This window comes from Pantoea sp. Cr_R13, from assembly GCF_029222565.1.
Taxonomy (GTDB): Bacteria; Pseudomonadota; Gammaproteobacteria; order Enterobacterales; family Enterobacteriaceae; genus Pantoea; species Pantoea eucalypti.
The window spans coordinates 304,768-326,202 of the sequence record NZ_JARHXL010000003.1 but is presented as its reverse complement, the minus strand read 5'-3'; the positions used below and the strand labels follow the sequence as shown (position 1 = coordinate 326,202).

General features: G+C 53.3%; 17 protein-coding genes. 5 read left to right on the top strand and 12 right to left on the bottom strand.

Features of this window, described 5'->3' with window-relative positions; translation table 11 throughout:
• The first annotated feature begins 76 nt into the window (after positions 1-76).
• Positions 77-859, top strand: a complete 783-nt coding sequence (gene elyC, locus P2R09_RS02615; protein ID WP_275767267.1) for an envelope biogenesis factor ElyC — start codon at positions 77-79, stop codon at positions 857-859.
• Here elyC and P2R09_RS02610 read toward each other — a convergent pair.
• The 12 genes from P2R09_RS02610 to serC all read right to left on the bottom strand — a co-directional run bounded on the left by P2R09_RS02610 (position 839) and on the right by serC (position 14,865).
• A complete protein-coding gene (locus P2R09_RS02610) occupies positions 839-1,732 on the bottom strand; it encodes a phosphotransferase (RefSeq protein ID WP_008925849.1) in 894 nt (297 codons plus the stop codon). The genes elyC and P2R09_RS02610 overlap by 21 nt on opposite strands.
• Before the next feature lie 111 nt (positions 1,733-1,843).
• Positions 1,844-2,593 (bottom strand): 3-deoxy-manno-octulosonate cytidylyltransferase, encoded by a 750-nt coding sequence (gene kdsB, locus P2R09_RS02605; protein ID WP_275766867.1) that lies wholly within the window; start codon positions 2,591-2,593, stop codon positions 1,844-1,846.
• Positions 2,590-2,772, bottom strand: coding sequence for a Trm112 family protein (locus P2R09_RS02600; RefSeq protein WP_003849374.1), 183 nt, complete (start codon positions 2,770-2,772; stop codon positions 2,590-2,592). Before P2R09_RS02600 ends, kdsB begins: the two co-directional genes overlap by 4 nt.
• Before the next feature lie 105 nt (positions 2,773-2,877).
• Positions 2,878-4,092, bottom strand: a complete 1,215-nt coding sequence (locus P2R09_RS02595; RefSeq protein WP_008925847.1) for a winged helix-turn-helix domain-containing protein — start codon at positions 4,090-4,092, stop codon at positions 2,878-2,880.
• A gap of 39 nt (positions 4,093-4,131) precedes the next feature.
• Positions 4,132-5,118, bottom strand: coding sequence for a tetraacyldisaccharide 4'-kinase (lpxK, locus tag P2R09_RS02590; protein ID WP_275766862.1), 987 nt, complete (start codon positions 5,116-5,118; stop codon positions 4,132-4,134).
• Positions 5,115-6,863: a lipid A ABC transporter ATP-binding protein/permease MsbA gene (msbA, locus tag P2R09_RS02585; RefSeq protein WP_003849365.1), complete on the bottom strand. Its 1,749-nt coding sequence runs from the start codon at positions 6,861-6,863 to the stop codon at positions 5,115-5,117. Before msbA ends, lpxK begins: the two co-directional genes overlap by 4 nt.
• 34 nt (positions 6,864-6,897) lie before the next feature.
• Positions 6,898-9,171 carry a DNA internalization-related competence protein ComEC/Rec2 gene (locus tag P2R09_RS02580; RefSeq protein ID WP_275766859.1) on the bottom strand — a complete coding sequence of 758 codons (2,274 nt, stop codon included), beginning with the start codon at positions 9,169-9,171 and terminating at the stop codon, positions 6,898-6,900.
• A 204-nt stretch (positions 9,172-9,375) separates the two neighbouring features.
• Positions 9,376-9,660: an integration host factor subunit beta gene (gene ihfB / locus P2R09_RS02575; protein WP_003849360.1), complete on the bottom strand. Its 285-nt coding sequence runs from the start codon at positions 9,658-9,660 to the stop codon at positions 9,376-9,378.
• 82 nt (positions 9,661-9,742) lie between these two features.
• Complete coding sequence (gene rpsA, locus P2R09_RS02570; RefSeq protein WP_003849352.1) at positions 9,743-11,416, bottom strand: 30S ribosomal protein S1; 1,674 nt, start codon at positions 11,414-11,416, stop codon at positions 9,743-9,745.
• A gap of 108 nt (positions 11,417-11,524) precedes the next feature.
• Entirely contained in the window at positions 11,525-12,211 is a 687-nt protein-coding gene (cmk, locus tag P2R09_RS02565) for a (d)CMP kinase (RefSeq protein WP_275766855.1), read from the bottom strand.
• A 200-nt stretch (positions 12,212-12,411) separates the two neighbouring features.
• The gene (gene aroA, locus P2R09_RS02560) at positions 12,412-13,698 is read right to left on the bottom strand and encodes a 3-phosphoshikimate 1-carboxyvinyltransferase (RefSeq protein WP_275766852.1); all 1,287 of its coding nucleotides are present in this window, start codon (positions 13,696-13,698) and stop codon (positions 12,412-12,414) included.
• Between the two features lie 81 nt (positions 13,699-13,779).
• Positions 13,780-14,865, bottom strand: a complete 1,086-nt coding sequence (gene serC, locus P2R09_RS02555) for a 3-phosphoserine/phosphohydroxythreonine transaminase (protein WP_275766849.1) — start codon at positions 14,863-14,865, stop codon at positions 13,780-13,782.
• 313 nt (positions 14,866-15,178) lie between these two features.
• Here serC and ycaO point away from each other — a divergent pair, with 313 nt between their 5' ends.
• From ycaO to pflA, 4 genes are all read left to right on the top strand, one after another.
• Complete coding sequence (ycaO, locus tag P2R09_RS02550) at positions 15,179-16,942, top strand: 30S ribosomal protein S12 methylthiotransferase accessory factor YcaO (protein WP_275766847.1); 1,764 nt, start codon at positions 15,179-15,181, stop codon at positions 16,940-16,942.
• A gap of 369 nt (positions 16,943-17,311) precedes the next feature.
• The gene (gene focA, locus P2R09_RS02545) at positions 17,312-18,172 is read left to right on the top strand and encodes a formate transporter FocA (RefSeq protein WP_003849342.1); all 861 of its coding nucleotides are present in this window, start codon (positions 17,312-17,314) and stop codon (positions 18,170-18,172) included.
• Positions 18,173-18,242: 70 nt separating this feature from the next.
• Positions 18,243-20,525: a formate C-acetyltransferase gene (pflB, locus tag P2R09_RS02540; protein ID WP_033761664.1), complete on the top strand. Its 2,283-nt coding sequence runs from the start codon at positions 18,243-18,245 to the stop codon at positions 20,523-20,525.
• 164 nt (positions 20,526-20,689) lie between these two features.
• The gene (gene pflA, locus P2R09_RS02535) at positions 20,690-21,430 is read left to right on the top strand and encodes a pyruvate formate lyase 1-activating protein (RefSeq protein ID WP_275766841.1); all 741 of its coding nucleotides are present in this window, start codon (positions 20,690-20,692) and stop codon (positions 21,428-21,430) included.
• Positions 21,431-21,435 lie beyond the last annotated feature (5 nt).

The window sequence follows — 21,435 nt, the reverse complement described above, 5'->3', positions numbered from 1 at the left end:
GCACCAGAAGAATGAACCTTTCATCCCCATCTTCCCTTCCGGGTGCTCTATTTTCGGACAACAGGACGCATTTTTGATGTTATTTACCCTGAAAAAAGTCATTGGCGGGCTGCTTTTACCCCTGCCGTTTCTGCTTTTGTTGATGGCGCTTGGTGTTTTACTGGTTTGGTTTACTGGCTGGCAGAAAAGCGGCAAAACCGTGATCTCGGTCAGCTGGCTGCTCCTTCTGTTGCTGAGTCTGCAGCCGCTGGCGGATCGTCTGCTGCTGCCGCTGGACAGCCGCTACCCGACCTGGAACGGCGCAGAGAAGGTGGACTATATTGTGGTACTGGGTGGAGGCTATACCTTTAATCCGGGATGGGCGCCCAGCTCGAACCTGCTGAATAACAGCCTGCCACGCGTGGCAGAGGGTGTGCGCCAGTGGCGGCGTAATCCGCAGTCGACCCTGATTTTTACCGGTGCAGCGGGCGGCACCAATCCGAAGAGCAGCGCCTGGGTAGCGGCACAGGTGGCGGAAAGTCTGGGCGTTCCTCACGAACATATTCAGATCCTTGACCAGCCACGCGATACCGCAGACGAAGCGCAGGCAGTTAAAACTGTGGCAGGCAATCGCCCGCTAATGCTGGTGACCTCCGCGAATCATATGCCACGGGCAATACGCTTTTTCCACGCGGTCGGGTTGAAGCCCATTGCCGCGCCCGCCAATCAGCTTGCGATTACCTCACCGCTGAATGGCTGGGAACGGGCCATACCGTCATCGATCTGGCTAAGTCACAGCGAACGTGCCGTTTATGAAACGCTGGGCACGTTATTGCAACGGCTGAAAACCGAGGATGGCTCAGCCGAGCCAGGGAAGTAACTGTGCGCGAGCATGGTCAAAGCGCGGCCGATCAAAGGTGCCGGTCTGGATAAGCGTGTCGATGCAGTCCCACAGCTGATAAACCCACCGACGCCAGATAAAACCCTCTGAGACCGGCGCCCGTTGCAGGTAATGATGCAGTAGCGCCGTTTCGGCTGGCGATGCATCCAGATGGATCAGGTCATATTCACGCGGTGCCCAGAGAATCGTGCCGGGCTGTGTCATCGCGATTAACTGGTCACTGCGGCTGTTTTTCAGCATGCTCTGCAGCCGCACGTTGCCATGAACCATCACGCAGGGATCATCGAAGCCGCGAAACAGATGCGCCAGTCGCGCGCGGCAGCGGAACAGCACCTGGCGATCGTCCAGGGTAAAGGTGGGTGGACGCAGATAGCTCAGGGTCGCCCACAACACTTCAACCCGCTGTGCATACCAGGCGGGCCAGCGGTTCTGCTGCGTGCTGTCCACTGTGCCGACCAGGCCGTGGCTATCAAGCCGGTGCCAAGCCAGCAGTCCCTCGACTACCTGTTCGCAGAACTGTTGCCAGCGCTGAGCATCCCGCGCCGGTGCTTCCGCCGTCACACCATTCAGTCGCGCCATCAGAAGCATTTCATGCACTGGCGGCTGCTGGCTCAGCACCAGACCATAGACCGCGGGTACGGCGACCAGCCCGGCCTGCCCCAGCAACGCCAGTTTTCTGGCTTCCATCGCCGCCCTGCCCTGGTGACGAAAATATTTCGCCACCACTGGCATAGGAAGGCCGTCACGATTGTATAACGCATAGAGCCGGGTGGGTGGATGTTCACTGATCATTTCGAGGCGGCTGATGGTTTCACCCAGCGCCAGCGTGAGTTCTGATTTAAGCTGTTCCATGCGGCATCCTCCTCAGATGAATATCACCCTATCCTGAAGGAAGTGTTGGCCATAAGTTTAGCGGCGGATCAATAACGTGGTGCTGAAACGGGGAGACAGGCTCCCCGCTTGTCAGGCCTGCATGGCAATACGAACACGTTGCAAATCGTCTGGCGTATCCACACCCACGCTCGGGATGGTTTTCGCCACGGCGACATGAATTTTCTCGCCGTACCACAAAACGCGCAATTGCTCGAGCAGCTCAATCTGTTCCAGAGGGCAAGGCGCCCAGGCAACATAGCGGCGAATAAAACCGGCACGATAAGCGTAGATGCCAATGTGGCGCAGTAGCGTGTCACCGATCTGCTCGCGCGAGGCGGCATAGCGTTCACGATCCCACGGAATGGTAGCCCGTGAGAAATAGAGCGCGTAGCCATTCACATCCATGACCACTTTCACCGCATTCGGATTAAAAGCTTCTTCCACATCCGTAATTGGCACCGCCAGCGTCGCCATGCCCGCTGCTGACCCCGCCAGATTGGTCGCCACCTGACGCACAATCTCTGCCGGGATCATCGGCTCATCGCCCTGGACGTTGACGATGATTTCGTCATCGGCAAACTGATATTTTTCGATCACTTCCGCCAGCCGCTCCGTGCCGGACTGGTGATCGGCGCGCGTCATGCAGACTTCGCCGCCTGCCGCCTCAACGGCCTGTGCCACGTCAGGATGATCGGTAGCAACGATGACACGGCTGGCACCCGATTCACGGGCGCGCTCCATCACATGCACGACCATCGGTTTACCATGGATATCAAGCAGTGGCTTGCCCGGTAAGCGGGTTGACGCATAACGCGCAGGAATGATGGCCGTAAAACTCATGGATGAATCTCTTCGACGGAGAGCGTGCGGGCTTCCGTTTCCAGCAGCACCGGAATGCCGTCACGAACCGGGAAGGCCAGGCCATCAGGTTTGCAAATCAGCTCCTGCTGTGCATTGTTGAAGTAGAGTTTGCCATTGCACACCGGGCAGGCAACGATTTCGAGTAAACGGTGATCCATATGTCCTCCATCAGGGACCGAATGCGTAAGGGTTCAAGCATACCATAGCGCGGCGTATGCGGGATGGAGTAAAACACCATCCCACAGCGGCTGCCGAAAATTTGATTAATCCAGCGTCCACAGGGCTGGCCAGTGCGCTTTAAGCGCATCGGGTACCTGCAGGATGGCGACGCTTTCTGCGCCCTGCCAGGCTGCGAAGCGTTCAATCGCGCGCCGGATATCTGCTGCAAAACGCGCCGTGACACGGGTTTTCTCTTCCAGCCAGAGTTTTTTAATCTCCAGCTGTTTTGACTGACGCAGCATACGGGCATCAAGCCGGCCTTTTATTTGCCCGCGATGGAGGATGGGCAACACAAAATAGCCAAACTTGCGCTTCTCCTCGGGGGTATAGCACTCGATACGGTAGTCGAAGTTAAACAGCTCAAGCGCGCGTTTGCGATCCCAGACCACCGGATCAAACGGAGAAAGCACTGTGCTGTGCGTCGCCTGCAGCGGAGTCTCCAGCAACGGCAGCAGGTCACGATGCAGCCACATCTCGCCCAGACCCTCTGTATTGACGGCGACCAGATCGCCCGCAGCCTCGGCGTCAGCGATAAAGTCTTTTACGGGTGTCCGCTTCAGGCGATAGTAATCCGCCAGCCAGGCCGCGCGGAAAACCCCTAAGCTGCGGGCGCTGTTCATCAGCATCTGACGGGTCGCTTCGGCTTCGCTGATACCATGCAGTTCATCCTGCCAGTCAGGCATTACGCGGCTGCGCAGATCGTAGACGCGCTGAAAATTGCGGCGTTCTGCGACCATCAGCTCACCGGCGCTGAAGAGATTTTCCAGATGACGTTTGTGCGGTTTCCATGCCCACCAGCCTGACTTCGGGTTATCGGCGTGCGTAAAATCGGCGGCGCGCACCGGGCCATTTTCCCGGATCTGCTGCAATAGTTCAGCAATCGCCTGCTGGTGGTCAGCAACCCATTGCGCGTTGTATTTCCAGCCCAGACGTTCAGGCGACAACATGCGATGACGAAGCAGTCTGTAATCGGCGCGGGGAATAAAACAGGCTTCATGCGCCCAGTATTCAAAGAGTTCACCCTGCGCCAGCGCCTGCTCCAGCCATGCCTGAGGATAATTACCCAGGCGACTGAACAGCACCAGATAGGGACTGCGGGCCACCACATGAATGGTATCGATTTGGAGCAGCGACATGCGGGAGATGCAGTTGATCAGATCCTGATACACCGCGCGTTTTGCCGGCGCACGCAGCAGGCCCTGCGCGGCGAGATGAAGGTGACGTGCTTGCTGTAACGAAAGTGAATGCGGGCTGTTCATCCTCTTCCTTATCAGGCATCACCTGAATGGGTGCGGGTATCAGAGCGTGCGGCGACAGAGTTGTTCAATATCAGCCAGTAATGGCGTGACGGATTTACCGGTCAGGTGAGCATCGACCGGCAGATACCACCAGTCAGGCTGAGCAAAGTCGCGGCATTTCACCGCGTCTTTTTCGGTCATCAACAGCTGCTGGCCTGTCTGGAGTAATCGGGTCAGCTCATCCTCGCTGTAGGCATGATGATCGGCAAAGGCGATCTCTGCAACCGGCGTGATGCCCTGCTTTTTCAGCGTGGTGAAAAAACGGGGAGGATGACCTATACCGGCCATAGCAACTACCGCACCCAGCTGCTCAGCTGGACAGGTTTCCCCGGTCAGGAGATTGGTGGCCAGCCCCGGCTGAAGCTGCATGGCAATCTCGTCGGGCTGCGCGTCGCCACCGTTGATGATGACGGCATCAACCTGCCGCAGACGAGAAGCGCGTTCGCGCATCGGACCTGCGGGCAACCACCAGCCATTACCAAAGCGGCGTACGCCATCTACCACCACGATCTCGCGATCGCGCTGCAGGGCGTAATGTTGCAGGCCGTCATCAGTGATGATCACATCCAGCGAACCCTGTTGCAGTAATGCCTCAATCGCCTGTCGCCTTTTGGGCGCCACCGCGACCGGCGCCCCGGTGCGCTGAGCGATTAAAACCGGCTCATCACCGGCCTGTTCCGTGCTGGTCTGTGCGGTAACCAGCAAGGGATAGTGATCCGCCTTGCCGCCATACCCTCTGGAGACAACGCCAGCACGCAGGCCGCGCTGCTGCAACGCCTCAACCAGCCAGATCACCACCGGCGTCTTTCCGTTGCCGCCGGCAGTGAGGTTACCCACCACCACGACCGGCAAAGGCGCGCGCCAGCTTTTACGCCAGCCACGCCTGTAACTGAAACGTATCAGGGCCGTGATCGCACCATACAGCAGGCTGAATGGCCATAGCAGTAGCCATAGCGGTGAGCGACCACTCCAGATACGTTCTATCATTGGCCGAATTGCATCTTATGCAGTTGTGCATAGGCGCCGCGTTCTGCCAGCAACACCTGATGCGTACCGCGTTCAACAATCTGACCATCTTCAATGACCACGATTTCATCCGCTTTCTCAATGGTTGAGAGGCGGTGCGCAATCACCAGCGAGGTACGGTTCTTCTGCAACTCATCGAGTGCAGACTGAATGGCGCGTTCTGACTCAGTATCCAGCGCAGACGTCGCTTCATCCAGGATCAGAATCGGACAATCACGCAGCAGTGCACGGGCAATGGCGATACGCTGACGCTGACCGCCAGATAACAGCACGCCATTCTCGCCAATCACAGTATCCAGGCCTTTATCCATCTTATTGATAAAGTCCATGGCATGCGCCATGGTGGCTGCCTGCTCGATCTCTGCACGGCTATATTGCTCACTGCGCGCATAAGCGATGTTATTGGCAATGGTGTCGTTAAAGAGATGCACATTCTGCGACACCAGCGCGACCTGATTACGCAGCGAACGCAGGCTGTACTCTCGCAGGTCATGTCCGTCCAGCAGGATTTCGCCCTGCTGGATGTCATAAAAGCGGGTCAGCAGACTCGCCATCGTCGACTTACCGGAACCAGAACGGCCCACCAGCGCCACCGTTTTTCCTGCTGGCAGTGACAGATTGATATTACGCAGTGCCGGAATATCACGGCCCGGATAGGTAAAGGTCACATCACGGAATTCGATATCGCCTTTCGCCCGGGTCATTTCGCGTGTGCCGTTGTCCACTTCCTGCTCACTGTCCAGAATAGAGAACAGCGTCTGACAGGCCGCCATGCCACGCTGGAACTGGGCATTAACGTTGGTCAGAGACTTGAGCGGGCGCATCAGGGCAATCATTGAGGAGAAGACCACGGTGATAGTCCCGGCTGTCAGCGTATCCATGACGCTTGGGAAGCTGGCGGCGTACAGTACAAACGCCAGTGCCAGCGATGCGATGAGCTGAATAATGGGATCCGAAATGGAGGATGCTGATACCAGCTTCATTCCCTGCTGACGCATACGGTTACTGACGCGGGAAAAACGCTCCGATTCGATTTCCTGACCGCCAAAAATCAGCACTTCTTTGTGACCTTTCAGCATCTGCTCAGCGCTGGTTGTCACCTGACCCATTGTGTTCTGCATACTTTTGCTGATGGTGCGGAAACGCTTTGAAACAGTACGGATCGCAAATGAGACGATGGGTGCCAGAACAATCAGGATCAACGACAGCTGCCAGCTGTAGTAGAACATCATAACAAACAGGCCAATAATGGAAGCACCTTCACGCACCACCGTCACCAGCGCGCCGGAAGAAGAGGAGGCGACCTGCTCGGAATCGTAAGTAATGCGCGACAACAGGGTCCCGGTCGACTGCTGGTCAAAGAATGAAACCGGCATCCCCATCATATGGCTGAACAGCCGACGGCGGATATTCATCACGACATTGCCTGAGACCCAGGAGATGCAGTAGCTGGAGATATAACTGGTCACGCCGCGTACCAGCATCAGGCCAATGACCACTAACGGCAGCCATAGCATCACCGACCTGTCAGCTTTACCAAAACCATCATCCAGTAATGGTTTCAACAGTGAGAGCATTAAGGCGTCGCCCGCAGCATTGATAATCAGGGCGACTGAAGCCGCAATTAATCCCGCTTTATTAGGCGCGATCATCGGCCAGAGTCGGCGAAACGTCTGCCACGTAGAGAGATCTTTATCTTGATGCATTATTTATTCACGCTGTTGGAAATAGCCGGCCATTCTACCTGGATTCGCGTTTGACGCCAAACCACTGATGATACCAACGGGGCATTAATTGTTCCCGTAAGGTGTAAACCTGCACGCTGCCCTGCTCTACCCTGATACTGATTTGTCCTGACTGGCCCGTATCCAGCCATGTAAAACCGGCTGTTCGATAGTTTTCCAGAACACTTTTCGCGGGCATACGCCATGCGTTGTAGCGTGCGAGCGAGGCAATCGCGGTGTGTCCGCCGGTTTTGCGCAGCAGTAATGAGGTCGACGAGGTACGGCTGCCGTGATGCGGTACCTGCAGAATATCCACCTTCAGCCCCTGCTTCTCCAGCGCCACCAACTGACGTTCCGCTTTCGCTTCAATATCGCCAGTTAACATTAGCCGGACCTGACCATCATCAACGATCACCACACAGGAATCATTATTTTCACCCGGCAAAGGTGCCGTTAGCGGCCAGACTACCTGAAAGTGGAGTTGCCGCCAGCGCCACTGCATGCCGCGTACACAGGGTAAATGCGTTTTCTCTGCCAGCGCGCTTCTGATTTCTACCGCTGGCCAGCGTTGCGTAATCGCCTCCAGCCCGCCGGTATGATCGAGATGTTTATGACTCAGGATGATCTGTTTTAACTGTAACTGTTTGCGCTCCAGCCATGGAATGATTACCCGACTCCCCGCGTTGTCGTTCTGCCAGCGCGGCCCTGTGTCATACATCACCGCCTCCTTGCCCTGACTGATCACCAGGCTCAATCCGTGCCCGATATCCAGCATATCGATGCGCCAGCCCTGCTCCTGCTGGGGCTGGGGCTGGGGCTGGGGCTGGCGACTCAATATCATCGCCAGCGCTAACACACAGCTGCTCAATGGCAAAGAAAAGAAGAACTGCGCACGCCAGAGAATCAGACTTCCCCATACCATAATCGTAAACCAGGTTGTGCCACTCAGCGGCCACCATCCTGGCGGCAGTAAAGCCAGAGAATGAAACAGTGCACGTACGGAGAGATCGGCCGCCCCCCAGAAGAAGCCCGATACAGGCGCCATCGGCAGCAGCAACGCGAATGTTATCAATGGCATGGTAATGAACGAGATGACCGGAATTGCCACCAGATTTGCCAGCAGTGCGGTCAGGCTGATCCCGTTGAATATCGCTACCTGCAACGGCACCATTAAAATCATCATGCCCACCTGCAAATGCAGCAGTTGTATCGGAATCCATCGCTTTTGATGACGGAATCGTGCAGGCAAGGGAAACCAGTGGTACCAGACCAGCAGCATGCCTACAGCCAGTACCGAGAGCCAGAAACTGTCAGATAAAACGGTCAGCGGATCCGTCACCAGCAGCAATGCAATACAGAAGGTCCAGACCTGCCAGCTATTGAGCTGTACACCCGCAAACCGTGTTATTGCCCACAGCGTCAGGGCCAGCAATGCACGCGCTGCGGGAGGCTGTGCTCCTGAGAGCCAGGTATAGGTTGCAGCAAATAGCCAGCTTACGATAAGCGGAAGGAGATAGCCGATACGCCGGGCTGGCAGGATAAATTGCATCCCACGTGTAATGATCCAGCCGGTACTGGCGGCCAGGGCGATATGCATGCCCGATATCGCCATTAAATGCGCAGTACCGGTATCCCGAAGTAACTGGCGAGTCTGCTGGCTCATTTCATCCCTGATGCCAAAGGAGAGTGCCTCCAGCGTGGCACGTGCAGGCATGGAGTGGGTCCTGTCGCGATGCCATAAAATAAATCGCCAGCGTCCATTACACTGTTCGCTAACGGCAACCTGATTAAGGATCCTGCCCTGGAGCGGCGTATTATTAGCCAGAGCAAAACGCTGCGCATCGAAATCGCCCTCATTGAGACGAGCATGGACTGGTCTCAAACGAAGTCGCATCGTCCAGCGTTGTCCCGGACAATAAGTTTCCGGATCAGTATCGAAATAAAGCCAGGCAAAGCGGGGAGGGAATATCATTCTGCCCTCTTCTTCCAGTAGCCGAACCCTGATTTGCTTTCTCTCTTTCCGCAGTTCACTGATCTCAAGCGTAAAGGTGGCGGGACGCACGGAGAGCTGTTCAATATCCCGCACCATCAGACGGGCATCGTTAAAAGCCCATGCCAGCAACAGCAGCGTAATACCGGTCCAGCGAACGGATGGGTAACGGCAATGGAGCAAAGCGAGGCCCATCAGTACCAGAATCACCATCATCTTACCTGAGGGCAGTTGGGCCATCAGCAATAGCGGGAATGTTGCAACAGTCACCAGTCGCGCCAGAACGGTCCATGTCAGCATAATCGTATCCATTGTTTCAGTTCGATTATTCTGGGCGATTGAGGTGAAACTAACAGGGAACAATCAGGCAGGCTGGAGCGACCTCACAAACAAAATGCGGCATTGCAGTGTTGACGACTGTAATCTGGATATCACTGCTCAGCCTGAATCGCAGGCAAAAAAAAACGACATCCGGAGATGTCGTTTATTGGGTTCGGTATCGGCTTAGCCGTAGATGTTTGCGCGATCGCGCAGCTCTTTGCCTGGCTTAAAGTGAGGAACGTATTTACCTTCCAGATCCACTTTGTCACCCGTTTTCGGGTTACGTCCAGTACGCGGAGCGCGATAGTGCAAAGAAAAGCTGCCGAATCCCCGGATTTCGATGCGCTCGCCCTGTGCCAGCGTAGTGGCCATGTGCTCAAGCATCTCTTTGACTGCATCCTCAACGACTTTCGCCGGTATATGAGTATGCTGTCCCGCCAGTCTTTCGATCAGTTCTGACTTGGTCATGTAACCTCCGGTTTATCCCTACAGGAATGTATGACAGCTTTTACCGAATCCGGGTGGTTGCCCACCCGGTGCTTCAGGTCGATTACTCGCCTTTAGCCGCTTTGAACGCTTCAGCCATAGCGCTAGAGAAATTGCCTTCTTCCTGTTTGGTGTTAACAGTATTGATAGCTTCTTTCTCATCAGCCTGGTCTTTCGCACGGACAGACAGGCTTACGACACGGTTTTTACGATCAACGCCGGTGAACTTAGCTTCAACGTCGTCGCCAACGTTCAGAACCAGAGTTGCATCTTCAATGCGGTCCAGTGAAGCTTCAGAAGCGCGCAGGTAACCCTCAACGCCGTCTGCTAATTCAACTGTAGCACCTTTAGCATCAACTGCAGTCACTTTACCGGTGACGATGGCACCTTTCTTGTTCAAAGTGATGTAGTTGTTGAACGGATCTTCTGCCAGCTGTTTAACGCCCAGAGAGATACGCTCGCGCTCTGCATCAACCTGCAGTACAACGGCAGCGATTTCGTCGCCTTTTTTGTACTCACGAACGGCTTCTTCGCCAGTCGCGTTCCAGGAGATGTCAGACAGGTGAACCAGACCGTCGATGCCGCCATCCAGGCCGATGAAGATACCGAAGTCAGTGATTGACTTGATTTTACCTTCAACACGATCGCCTTTGTTGTGCGTCTCAGCGAACAGCTGCCATGGGTTAGATTTACACTGCTTCAGACCCAGGGAGATACGACGACGCTCTTCGTCAATGTCCAGAACCATAACTTCAACAACATCGCCTACGTTAACAACTTTAGACGGATGGATGTTTTTGTTAGTCCAGTCCATTTCAGACACGTGTACCAGACCTTCAACGCCTTCTTCGATTTCCACGAAGCAGCCGTAATCAGTCAGGTTGGTAACACGACCGGTCAGGCGGGTGCCTTCCGGATAGCGTTTAGCGATAGCAACCCATGGATCTTCGCCCAGCTGCTTCAGACCCAGAGAAACACGGGTACGCTCGCGGTCGAACTTCAGCACCTTAACGGTGATTTCGTCGCCCACGTTAACGATTTCGCTTGGATGCTTAACGCGTTTCCATGCCATGTCAGTGATGTGCAGCAGGCCATCAACGCCGCCCAGATCAACGAATGCACCGTAGTCAGTGAGGTTCTTAACGATACCTTTAACTTCCATGCCTTCCTGCAGGTTTTCCAGCAGCTGATCGCGCTCTGCGCTGTTTTCGGATTCGATAACCGCACGACGTGAAACCACGACGTTGTTGCGTTTCTGATCCAGCTTGATCACTTTGAATTCAAGCTCTTTGCCTTCCAGGTGCAGCGTATCGCGCACCGGACGCACATCTACCAGTGAACCTGGCAGGAACGCACGGATACCGTTGAGCTCAACTGTGAAGCCGCCTTTAACTTTGCCGTTGATAACACCGGTAACAGTTTCAGCGTCTTCGTAAGCTTTCTCCAGCGTGATCCATGCTTCATGGCGCTTCGCTTTCTCACGGGACAGCAGGGTTTCACCGAAGCCGTCTTCCACTGCATCCAGAGCAACATCAACTTCGTCGCCTACCTGGATTTCCAGTTCGCCGGCTGCGTTCTTGAACTGCTCTGCAGGAATTGCAGATTCAGATTTCAGACCCGCATCAACCAGAACGACATCTTTGTCGATAGAAACGACGATGCCACGAACGATAGAACCCGGGCGGGTTTCGATTGTTTTTAAGGATTCTTCAAATAGTTGAGCAAAAGATTCAGTCATATTGATAATCTTCAGGATTCTTCAATTTAACGTCCATCTGACTTCATGTCGGATGGGGTTGTTTCACATGCCCGGCACCTGATCCATGGTACAGGGTGATAAATTCAGTTAAGCCGTAATACCCAGCTTCTCGCGGGCATAGTGTAGCGCTTTTTCGATGACTTGATCGATAGACATCTCGGTAGAGTCCAGAACCAGTGCATCGCCAGCGGCTACTAAAGGTGCGATTGCGCGGTTGCGATCGCGGTCGTCGCGTTCTTTTATCTCGGCTAAAAGGCGGTCAAAGTTAACATTAAAGCCATTGTCCTGCAACTGTAGCATACGGCGCTGAGCACGTTCTTCCGGACTGGCATCCAGGAAAATTTTCACTGGCGCCTCCGGGAAAACCACGGTGCCCATGTCTCGTCCATCAGCAATTAATCCCGGCATCTCGCGGAAACCGCGCTGGCGGCGTAATAACGCTTCGCGCACCCGTGGAAACGCGGCAACACGTGACGCGGTGTTGCTGACCTCCTGAGTACGGATTTCACCGGTAACATCTTCACCTTCAAGGATGACCTGCATGTCACCATTTTGTGACACAAAGCGCACATCGAGGTGTGCAGCAATCGGCACAAGCGCTTCTTCAGATTCGATGTCGACCTGATGATGCAACGCGGCTAATGCCAGCACGCGATAAATAGCACCGGAGTCCAGCAGATGCCACTGCAGCGATTCTGCCATCGCTTTACACAGTGTTCCTTTTCCCGCTCCACTTGGCCCATCAATAGTTATGACCGGGGCAGTTACTGTCATTATTCCCTCCTGTTGCTGCGTGCTTCCTGACCTTTCGGTCACCATTAATGACTCGCATTATACGCTGCATAGCGCGGCTTGGTTACTGTTTCGCACTAACCGGGTTCGTAATTTTAGTTAATTCAGAGGATCGCTGGGCCGTTACAGCCAGATTAAATCCGGGGAGATCCGGTGCGGAACCGCACCGGAAGAGGGAGATATCAGGCGCTCTGGCTGATTTTAGCCAGCTGTACGAAGTAGTCCGGGAAGGTTTTAGCTGTACAGCCAGGATCAAGAATGGTCACTGGCGTATCTGACAGTGCTACCAGAGAAAAGCACATTGCCATACGGTGATCATTGTAGGTGCCAATATCAGCATGCTTTAGCGTCGCAGGTGGGGTAATACGGATGTAGTCATGACCCTCTTCGACTTCCGCGCCGACTTTACGCAGCTCTGTCGCCATTGCGCTCAATCGATCGGTCTCTTTTACCCGCCAGTTATAAATATTACGTAACTGGGTGGTACCTTCTGCAAACAGCGCCGTGGTGGCAATGGTCATTGCAGCATCCGGAATATGGTTCATGTCCATATCAATGGCCTGCAGCTTTCCAGCCGTACAGGCAATGTAATCATCGCCCCATTCGATCGCAGCACCCATCTTTTCCAGCACGTCAGCGAAACGGATGTCACCCTGCACGCTCTGACGTCCGATACCGGTGACCCGAACCGTTCCGCCTTTAATAGCGGCAGCCGCCAGGAAATAAGAAGCCGAAGAGGCATCACCTTCTACCAGATAATCGCCCGGTGACTGATACTGCTGCTGTCCCTTAATCAGGAAGCGCTGATAGCTCTGATTCTCAACGTCGACGCCAAAGCACTGCATAAGATTGAGCGTAATGTCGATGTAAGGTTTGGAAACCAAATCACCTTTAATCGTGATGCAGGTATCCTGCTGCGCCAGCGGCGCGGTCATCAGCAGCGCCGTCAGGAACTGGCTGGAAACACTGCCATCCACACTGACATCACCGCCGGTAAAACCACCGCGTAAACGCAGCGGCGGATAGTTTTCGTTTTCCAGGTACTCAATGGTTGCGCCACCCTGACGAAGCGCATCGACCAGATGCCCGATTGGACGCTCTTTCATGCGAGGTTCGCCGGTCAGTTCGATATCGTGCTCGCCCAGGCAAAGCGCAGCAGCCAGCGGACGCATAGCGGTGCCGGCGTTGCCCAGAAACAGTGACAGCGGTTGAGATGCGTTCAGTGGTCCTGCATTCCCCGTGACTTCACACACGGTACGATCGTCTGAAAGCGTATAGCTTACGCCCAGCGCGGTCAGCGCATTCAGCATATGCTTTACATCGTCGCTGTCGAGCAGGTTGGTGAGACGGGTAGTGCCTTTAGCAAGCGCAGCCAGCAACAATGCGCGATTAGAAACGCTCTTAGAACCTGGCAGGTTCACGGTGCCATCGACGCGCGAAATGGGTTGGAGAGTCAGGGAGTCCTGCATGTGAAACGAAATCCTCAAAAATACAGAGACCTCGCCGCACGGCGAGGTCTGGCATCAGCATTAGTGCTGATATTTTAATAATCAGCCGTGGCGACGTTCAAAATCGACCATGAAATCGGTCAGCGCTTTCACACCTTCCAGCGGCATCGCATTATAGATAGAGGCGCGCATACCGCCTACTACACGATGTCCTTTAAGCGCATGCAATCCCGCCTTAAATGATTCTTCCAGGAAGAGTGCATCCAGTGACGCATCCGCCAGCTGGAAAGGAATGTTCATGCGTGAACGGTTTTCTGTCGCCACATCATTACGGTAAAAACCACTGTGATCGATGACGCCATAAAGCAGGTCAGATTTTGCCTGATTAATACGATCAATTTCAGCGACACCGCCCTTCTCTTTCAGCCATTTAAATACCAGCCCCGAGAGATACCATGCAAACGTCGGTGGGGTGTTAAACATCGAGTCGTTATCGGCCAGCACTTTGTAATCGAGGATTGAAGGCACGGAGGCATGCGCCTGGCCCAGCAGATCTTCACGCACAACCACCAGCGTTAATCCGGCCGGGCCCACGTTTTTCTGCGCACCCGCATAAATCACGCCATAACGACTCACGTCGATCGGACGAGACAGAATGGTAGAGGAGAAATCAGCAACAACGGTTTTACTGCCGAAGTCAGGCTGTTCATCAATGGCGATGCCATCAATGGTTTCATTCGGGCAAAAATGCAGGTAAGCGGATGCCTCACTTACCGCCCATTCGCTCATCGGCAGGATAGCGCGTTTACCGTCGCGGGTTGTTTTGACATCCAGCGCGTGTGGGGAACAATACTTTTCCGCTTCTTTTATTGCGCTATGCGCCCAGTAGCCGCCATCAACATAGTCAGCAGTGGTCGCCTGACCCAGCAGATTACCGGGTACAGCAGCAAACTGCGCGCGCGCGCCGCCATGACAGAATAAAACTTTGTAATTGGCCGGTATTTTTAGCAGATCACGAAAGTCCTGCTCTGCTTCTTCAGCTACCTGAATAAACTCTTTACTGCGGTGACTGATCTCCATTACAGAGGTACCCAGACCGCGCCAGTTCGTCAGTTCCTGTTCTGCACGACGAAGGACTTCAACCGGTAGCATCGCCGGGCCAGAGCTAAAATTATAAACTTGCGTCATTTCCCCTCACCACTGTCATATCGAACGGTTATGAATAACCATTCGGTTTTATCACTGCATACTGATAGCTGCAATCATAAATCAGGGCGCGGTCACATTTTCTGAATATGCCTCGCCGGAGGTTATGTTACCAATGTAAACCAGCGCGGAATTTTGTGAGGCGTTATCCAGCACCATTAATCCACATTTGGCCTGAGAGCCGATGTGATAAAAACTAAGCCGGTAAAAATGTCCCGCCCTGATAGCGGTCTGTAAGCAAAATCCGTATCATTGCGCGCTTTACGCACCCCATGACAACAGAGAGAGCGGCACTATGACGCAAACATTTATCCCGGGCAAAGATGCCGCACTGGAAGACTCCATTGCGCGTTTCCAGAACAAGCTGCAGGATCTCGGCTTTAACATTGAAGAAGCTTCCTGGCTGAATCCTGTTCCCCATGTCTGGTCAGTGCATATCCGCGACCGCGATTGCCCGCTCTGCTTTACCAACGGCAAAGGCGCCAGTAAAAAAGCGGCGCTGGCCTCTGCACTGGGCGAATATTTTGAGCGTCTCTCAACTAACTACTTTTTTGCTGACTTCTGGCTGGGCAAAAAGATCGCAAACGGCGACTTTGTTCACTATCCCAATGAAAAATGGTTCGCGTTACCAGAGGATGATTCCTTACCTGAAGGCATTCTGGATGCACGCCTGAACGCGTTTTACGATCCCGACAATGCTCTGACGGCTTCCGGCCTGATTGATCTGCAGTCTGGCAATGCTGAGCGCGGTATCTGCGCCCTGCCGTTTACCCGCCAGTCGGATCAGCAAACGGTCTATATCCCGATGAACATCATCGGCAACCTCTATGTCTCAAATGGCATGTCCGCGGGAAACACCGCGAATGAAGCGCGTGTTCAGGGCCTGTCCGAAGTGTTTGAGCGCTACATTAAGAACCGCATTATTGCTGAGGCGATCAGTCTGCCTGCGATTCCTGATGAGGTAATGCAGCGTTATCCGGAGGTGATCGAGGCAATTGCCCGCCTTGAAGCGGAAGGCTTCCCGATTTTCGCTTATGACGCCTCGCTGGGCGGTAAATATCCGGTGATTTGTGTGGTGCTGTTTAACCCGACCAACGGAACCTGTTTTGCCTCCTTTGGTGCCCACCCCGATTTTGGTGTGGCACTGGAACGAACTGTCACTGAGCTGCTGCAGGGCCGAAGCCTGAAAGATCTTGATGTGTTCACGCCACCGACTTTTGATGATGAAGAAGTCGCTGAACATGCCAATCTTGAGACCCATTTCATTGATTCAAGCGGTCTGATCTCATGGGATCTGTTTAAAGAAACAGCGGACTATCCCTTTGTTGACTGGTCATTTGCAGGCAGCACCGAACAGGAATTCTCCACACTGATGGCCATCTTTGCCGCGGAAGATCAGGAAGTCTATATTGCTGACTACGAGCATCTGGGTGTCTATGCCTGCCGCATCATCGTACCTGGGATGTCTGATATCTACCCTGCCGAAGACCTCTTCCTGGCGAATAACAGCATGGGCGCTGGCATTCGTGAAACCCTGCTGGCCCTGCCTGACAGCAACTGGAATCCGGAAGAGTATCTGGATCTGATTGGACAGCTTGATGATGAAGGTTTTGACGACTTCACTCGCGTTCGCGAACTGCTGGGTCTGGCAACCGGTAAAGACAACGGCTGGTACACACTGCGTGTTGGCGAATTAAAAGCGATGCTGGCGCTGGCGGGTGGCGATCTGGATCAGGCACTGATCTGGACAGAGTGGACAATGGAATTTAACAGCTCCATCTTTACGCCAGAGCGGGCTAACTACTATCGTTGCCTGCAGACTCTGCTGTTACTGGCAATGGAAGATGAGCGTGATCCGCTGCAGTATCATCACGCCTTCCTGCGTATGTACGGTGAAAGCGCGATGGAAGCAGCCTCAGCCGCCATCAGTGGTGAACATCCATTTAACGGCCTGCAGGCCGTTGATGATGAACTGCAGGCATTCCCGGCCCATCAGTCCCTGCTTGCTGCTTACGAAAAACTGCAGGCGGCTAAGCGTCTCTACTGGAAAAATGCGTAAGTTACAACGCGACTGATCCAAAAGAGGATTAACATGGCACCGGAGTGTTCTGGTGCCATAATTTTCTGCCTTCCTTGTGGAACATTAGCTGTATTAAAATCCCTTCAATTACATCAAATCATTTTAATTAACATATCAGCCATTAATTACTCATCAGGCAGGCCCTTCAAAAAGGGTAAGTCGTTTTGCATTAAAAAAAATTTGCATTTTTAAAATTTATTTAATTAAATAAATTCAAATAGTTAGATATTTATTTCGCTTTTCATTTGCGATTTACAGGCTGCCACGTCGGCAAACATGATCCATATCAATTCCTGACCTATACTCCTTTGTTAGTATTTTTCCAGACAACTTCTGGAGTAAGTTAGTGTGAAAACTGACAACCCTTTTAATCTTTTATTACCAGCCGCAATGGCGAAAGTGGCCGAAGACGCCGGTATTTATAAAGCAACCAAACATCCCTTCACCACCTTCTTTCTGGCGATAAACGCTGGCGTATTTATCTCCATCGCATTCGTTTTTTATATTACAGCGACCACCGGCAGCGGCACGATGCCCTATGGCATAGCCAAACTGATTGGCGGTGTCTGTTTCTCACTCGGCCTGATGCTTGTCGTCGTGTGTGGCGCTGACCTCTTTACTTCTACTGTCTTAATCGTCGTCGCCAAAGCCAGTGGCCGCATCAGCTGGGGACAGCTGGCCCGCAACTGGATTAACGTCTACGCCGGTAACCTTGCAGGTGCCCTCTTCTTTGTCGCCCTGATGTGGTTTGCCGGACAGCATATGGTCGCGAATGGCGCCTGGGGATTGAATGTCCTGGAAACCGCCGATCACAAGATGCATCACACATTCATCGAAGCGGTTTGTCTGGGTACGCTGGCAAATTTGCTGGTCTGCCTCGCCGTCTGGATGAGTTACTCCGGCCGCACCCTGACCGATAAGCTGGTGGTAATGATTTTGCCTGTTGGCATGTTTGTCGCCAGCGGTTTCGAGCACAGCATCGCCAATATGTTCCTGATTCCTTATGCCATTGTCATCCGCGACTTCGCGGCACCTGAATTCTGGCAGGCTGCTGGCACCACGGCGGCACAGTTTCACTCGCTTACTGTGAGCAACTTTATTCTCGACAACCTGATTCCTGTGACCATCGGCAACATCATTGGCGGCGGCATTCTGGTTGGGTTGACCTACTGGGTTATCTATCTCCGTAAAGGTGACCAGGTCCATTAAACACATTTTGACGGCACAGGACGTTGACTGTGCCCGACCGTAAAGTCTCTTCATATAAGGCAGGTATATTATGACCGAACTTAATGCAAAACTGGCTTCAGCATGGGAAGGATTTGCTGAAGGCGAATGGCAGAATAGCGTCAATGTGCGCGACTTTATTCAGAAAAACTACACCCCTTATGAAGGTGATGAGTCGTTCCTGGCGGGCGCAACTGAAGCGACCACTAAACTGTGGGAAAGCGTGCTGGAAGGCATCAAAATTGAAAACCGCACCCACGCGCCAGTTGACTTCGACACCGACCTCGCCTCAACGATTACCTCGCACGACGCAGGCTACATCAATAAGTCGCTGGAAAAAATCGTTGGTCTGCAGACTGAGGCACCATTAAAACGCGCGCTGATTCCTTTTGGCGGCATCAAAATGGTCGAAGGTTCATGCAAAGTCTATGGCCGTGAACTCGATCCTTCACTGAAAAAAATCTTCACCGAATACCGTAAAACGCATAACCAGGGTGTGTTCGACGTTTACACCCCGGACATCATGCGCTGCCGTAAATCAGGTATCCTGACCGGTTTACCCGATGCCTATGGACGTGGCCGCATCATCGGTGACTATCGTCGCGTGGCTCTGTACGGCATCGATTTCCTGATGGCGGATAAATTCTCTCAGTTCGCCTCTCTGCAGAACGATTTAGAGAATGGCGTGAATCTGGAAGCGACCATTCGTCTGCGTGAAGAGATCTCGGATCAGCATCGTGCGCTGGCGCAAATCAAAGAGATGGCCGCAAAATATGGCCACGACATTTCGGGCCCGGCAACCAATGCCGTTGAAGCCGTGCAGTGGACTTATTATGGCTACCTTGCTGCCGTTAAATCACAAAACGGTGCTGCCATGTCCTTTGGCCGCGTCTCAACCTTCCTGGATGTTTACATCGAGCGTGATCTTAAAGCCGGTAAACTGACTGAAGAACAGGCACAGGAACTGATTGACCATCTGGTCATGAAACTGCGTATGGTTCGCTTCCTGCGTACCCCTGAATATGATGAGCTGTTCTCAGGTGACCCAATCTGGGCAACCGAATCACTGGCAGGTATGGGCGTTGATGGCCGTACTCTGGTTTCAAAAAGTACCTTCCGCTTCCTGAATACCCTGTACACCATGGGTCCTTCACCTGAGCCGAACATGACCATTCTGTGGTCAGAAAAACTACCGATTAATTTCAAAAAATATGCCGCTAAAGTCTCAATCGACACCTCATCTCTGCAGTATGAGAACGATGACCTGATGCGTCCTGATTTCGACAATGATGACTACGCCATCGCCTGCTGCGTCAGCCCGATGATTGTCGGCAAACAAATGCAGTTCTTTGGTGCACGTGCCAACCTGGCGAAAACCCTGCTCTACGCAATCAACGGCGGCGTGGATGAAAAACTGAAAATGCAGGTTGGACCGAAAGGCGACAAAATCAGCGATGATGTGCTGGACTTCGACACCGTCATGGAGCGTATGGATCACTTCATGGACTGGCTGGCAAAACAGTATGTGACTTCGCTGAACATCATTCACTACATGCATGATAAGTACAGCTACGAAGCAGCGCTGATGGCCCTGCATGACCGTGACGTCTATCGCACCATGGCGTGTGGTATCGCTGGTCTCTCCGTTGCTGCGGATTCACTGTCTGCGATTAAATATGCCAAAGTGAAACCGATTCGTGATGAAGATGGTCTGGCGATCGACTTCGACATCGAAGGTGAATATCCTCAGTTCGGTAACAACGACTCACGCGTTGATGACCTGGCCTGCGATCTGGTTGAACGCTTCATGAAGAAAATTCAGCAGCTGACCACCTATCGTAATGCCGTGCCGACACAGTCTGTTCTGACCATCACCTCAAACGTGGTGTATGGTAAGAAAACCGGTAACACACCGGATGGACGTCGCGCTGGCGCACCGTTTGGACCCGGTGCTAACCCAATGCATGGCCGTGACCAGAAAGGTGCGGTGGCTTCACTGACTTCCGTCGCGAAACTGCCGTTTGCCTATGCGAAAGATGGCATCTCTTATACCTTCTCAATCGTGCCAAACGCGCTGGGTAAGGATGATAACGTGCGTAAAACTAACCTTGCCGGTCTGATGGATGGTTACTTCCATCATGAAGCGAGCATCGAAGGCGGTCAGCACCTTAACGTCAATGTCATGAACCGTGAAATGCTGCTGGACGCGATGGAGCATCCAGAGAAGTATCCGCAGCTGACCATCCGCGTTTCCGGTTATGCTGTGCGTTTTAACTCACTGACTAAAGAGCAGCAGCAGGATGTGATTACCCGTACCTTCACACAGTCACTGTAATCACGGCTCAACCCGATATAAAAAGGCTCCTCGCGGAGCCTTTTCCTTAAGAGTCTGTTTTGTTGGTCATCTTATCAAGGTTCCCACCAGAATCGATTTCCTGCCCTGAGCGCAACAGAGATTGCGCCGTCTGTCCCGGCAGACTCACTGGAGAACACATCGCAATGTCAGTTAACGGTCGTATCCACTCATTTGAATCCTGCGGCACCGTCGATGGTCCCGGCATCCGTTTTATCACCTTCTTTCAGGGCTGCCTGATGCGCTGCCTCTACTGCCACAACCGCGACACCTGGGATACCCACGGCGGCAAAGAGATCAGCGTTGAAGCGCTGATGGCGGATGTGCTTTCCTATCGCCATTTTATGAACGCCTCTGGCGGTGGTGTTACGGCCTCTGGTGGTGAAGCGATTCTTCAGGCTGAATTTGTGCGCGACTGGTTTCGCGCCTGTAAAGCGGAAGGCATTCATACCTGTCTCGACACGAACGGTTTCGTACGCCGCTATGATCCGGTGATCGATGAACTGCTTGATGTTACTGACTTAGTGATGCTCGACCTGAAACAGATGAATGACGATGTGCATCAGATTCTGGTGGGGGTCTCTAATCACCGTACCCTGGACTTTGCCCGTTATCTGCAGAAAAAAGGCAAGAGAACCTGGATCCGTTTCGTTGTCGTACCGGGCTATTCCGACGACGATGACACCGCGCATCGCCTGGGCGAATTCACCCGTGATATGCAGAACGTTGAGAAGATTGAATTGCTGCCCTATCACGAACTGGGTAAGCATAAATGGATTGCGATGGGTGAAGAGTACAAGCTGGATGGCGTAAAGCCGCCGGATAAAGAGACGATGGAGCGCGTGAAAAACATTCTCGCCAGTTACGGCCATGAAGTGATGTACTAACAATC

Excerpts from the sequence above, each read along its gene's own strand:
- P2R09_RS02580 (WP_275766859.1), bottom strand. The coding sequence starts at position 9,171 with ATGCTGACATGGACCGTTCTGGCGCGACTGGTGACTGTTGCAACATTC.
- cmk (WP_275766855.1), bottom strand. The coding sequence starts at position 12,211 with ATGACAGTAACTGCCCCGGTCATAACTATTGATGGGCCAAGTGGAGCG.
- kdsB (WP_275766867.1), bottom strand. The coding sequence starts at position 2,593 with ATGAGTTTTACGGCCATCATTCCTGCGCGTTATGCGTCAACCCGCTTA.
- pflA (WP_275766841.1), top strand. The coding sequence starts at position 20,690 with ATGTCAGTTAACGGTCGTATCCACTCATTTGAATCCTGCGGCACCGTC.
- pflB (WP_033761664.1), top strand. The coding sequence starts at position 18,243 with ATGACCGAACTTAATGCAAAACTGGCTTCAGCATGGGAAGGATTTGCT.
- rpsA (WP_003849352.1), bottom strand. The coding sequence starts at position 11,416 with ATGACTGAATCTTTTGCTCAACTATTTGAAGAATCCTTAAAAACAATC.
- lpxK (WP_275766862.1), bottom strand. The coding sequence starts at position 5,118 with ATGATAGAACGTATCTGGAGTGGTCGCTCACCGCTATGGCTACTGCTA.
- P2R09_RS02595 (WP_008925847.1), bottom strand. The coding sequence starts at position 4,092 with ATGAACAGCCCGCATTCACTTTCGTTACAGCAAGCACGTCACCTTCAT.
- P2R09_RS02610 (WP_008925849.1), bottom strand. The coding sequence starts at position 1,732 with ATGGAACAGCTTAAATCAGAACTCACGCTGGCGCTGGGTGAAACCATC.
- P2R09_RS02600 (WP_003849374.1), bottom strand. The coding sequence starts at position 2,772 with ATGGATCACCGTTTACTCGAAATCGTTGCCTGCCCGGTGTGCAATGGC.
- msbA (WP_003849365.1), bottom strand. The coding sequence starts at position 6,863 with ATGCATCAAGATAAAGATCTCTCTACGTGGCAGACGTTTCGCCGACTC.
- elyC (WP_275767267.1), top strand. The coding sequence starts at position 77 with ATGTTATTTACCCTGAAAAAAGTCATTGGCGGGCTGCTTTTACCCCTG.
- ycaO (WP_275766847.1), top strand. The coding sequence starts at position 15,179 with ATGACGCAAACATTTATCCCGGGCAAAGATGCCGCACTGGAAGACTCC.
- ihfB (WP_003849360.1), bottom strand. The coding sequence starts at position 9,660 with ATGACCAAGTCAGAACTGATCGAAAGACTGGCGGGACAGCATACTCAT.
- aroA (WP_275766852.1), bottom strand. The coding sequence starts at position 13,698 with ATGCAGGACTCCCTGACTCTCCAACCCATTTCGCGCGTCGATGGCACC.
- serC (WP_275766849.1), bottom strand. The coding sequence starts at position 14,865 with ATGACGCAAGTTTATAATTTTAGCTCTGGCCCGGCGATGCTACCGGTT.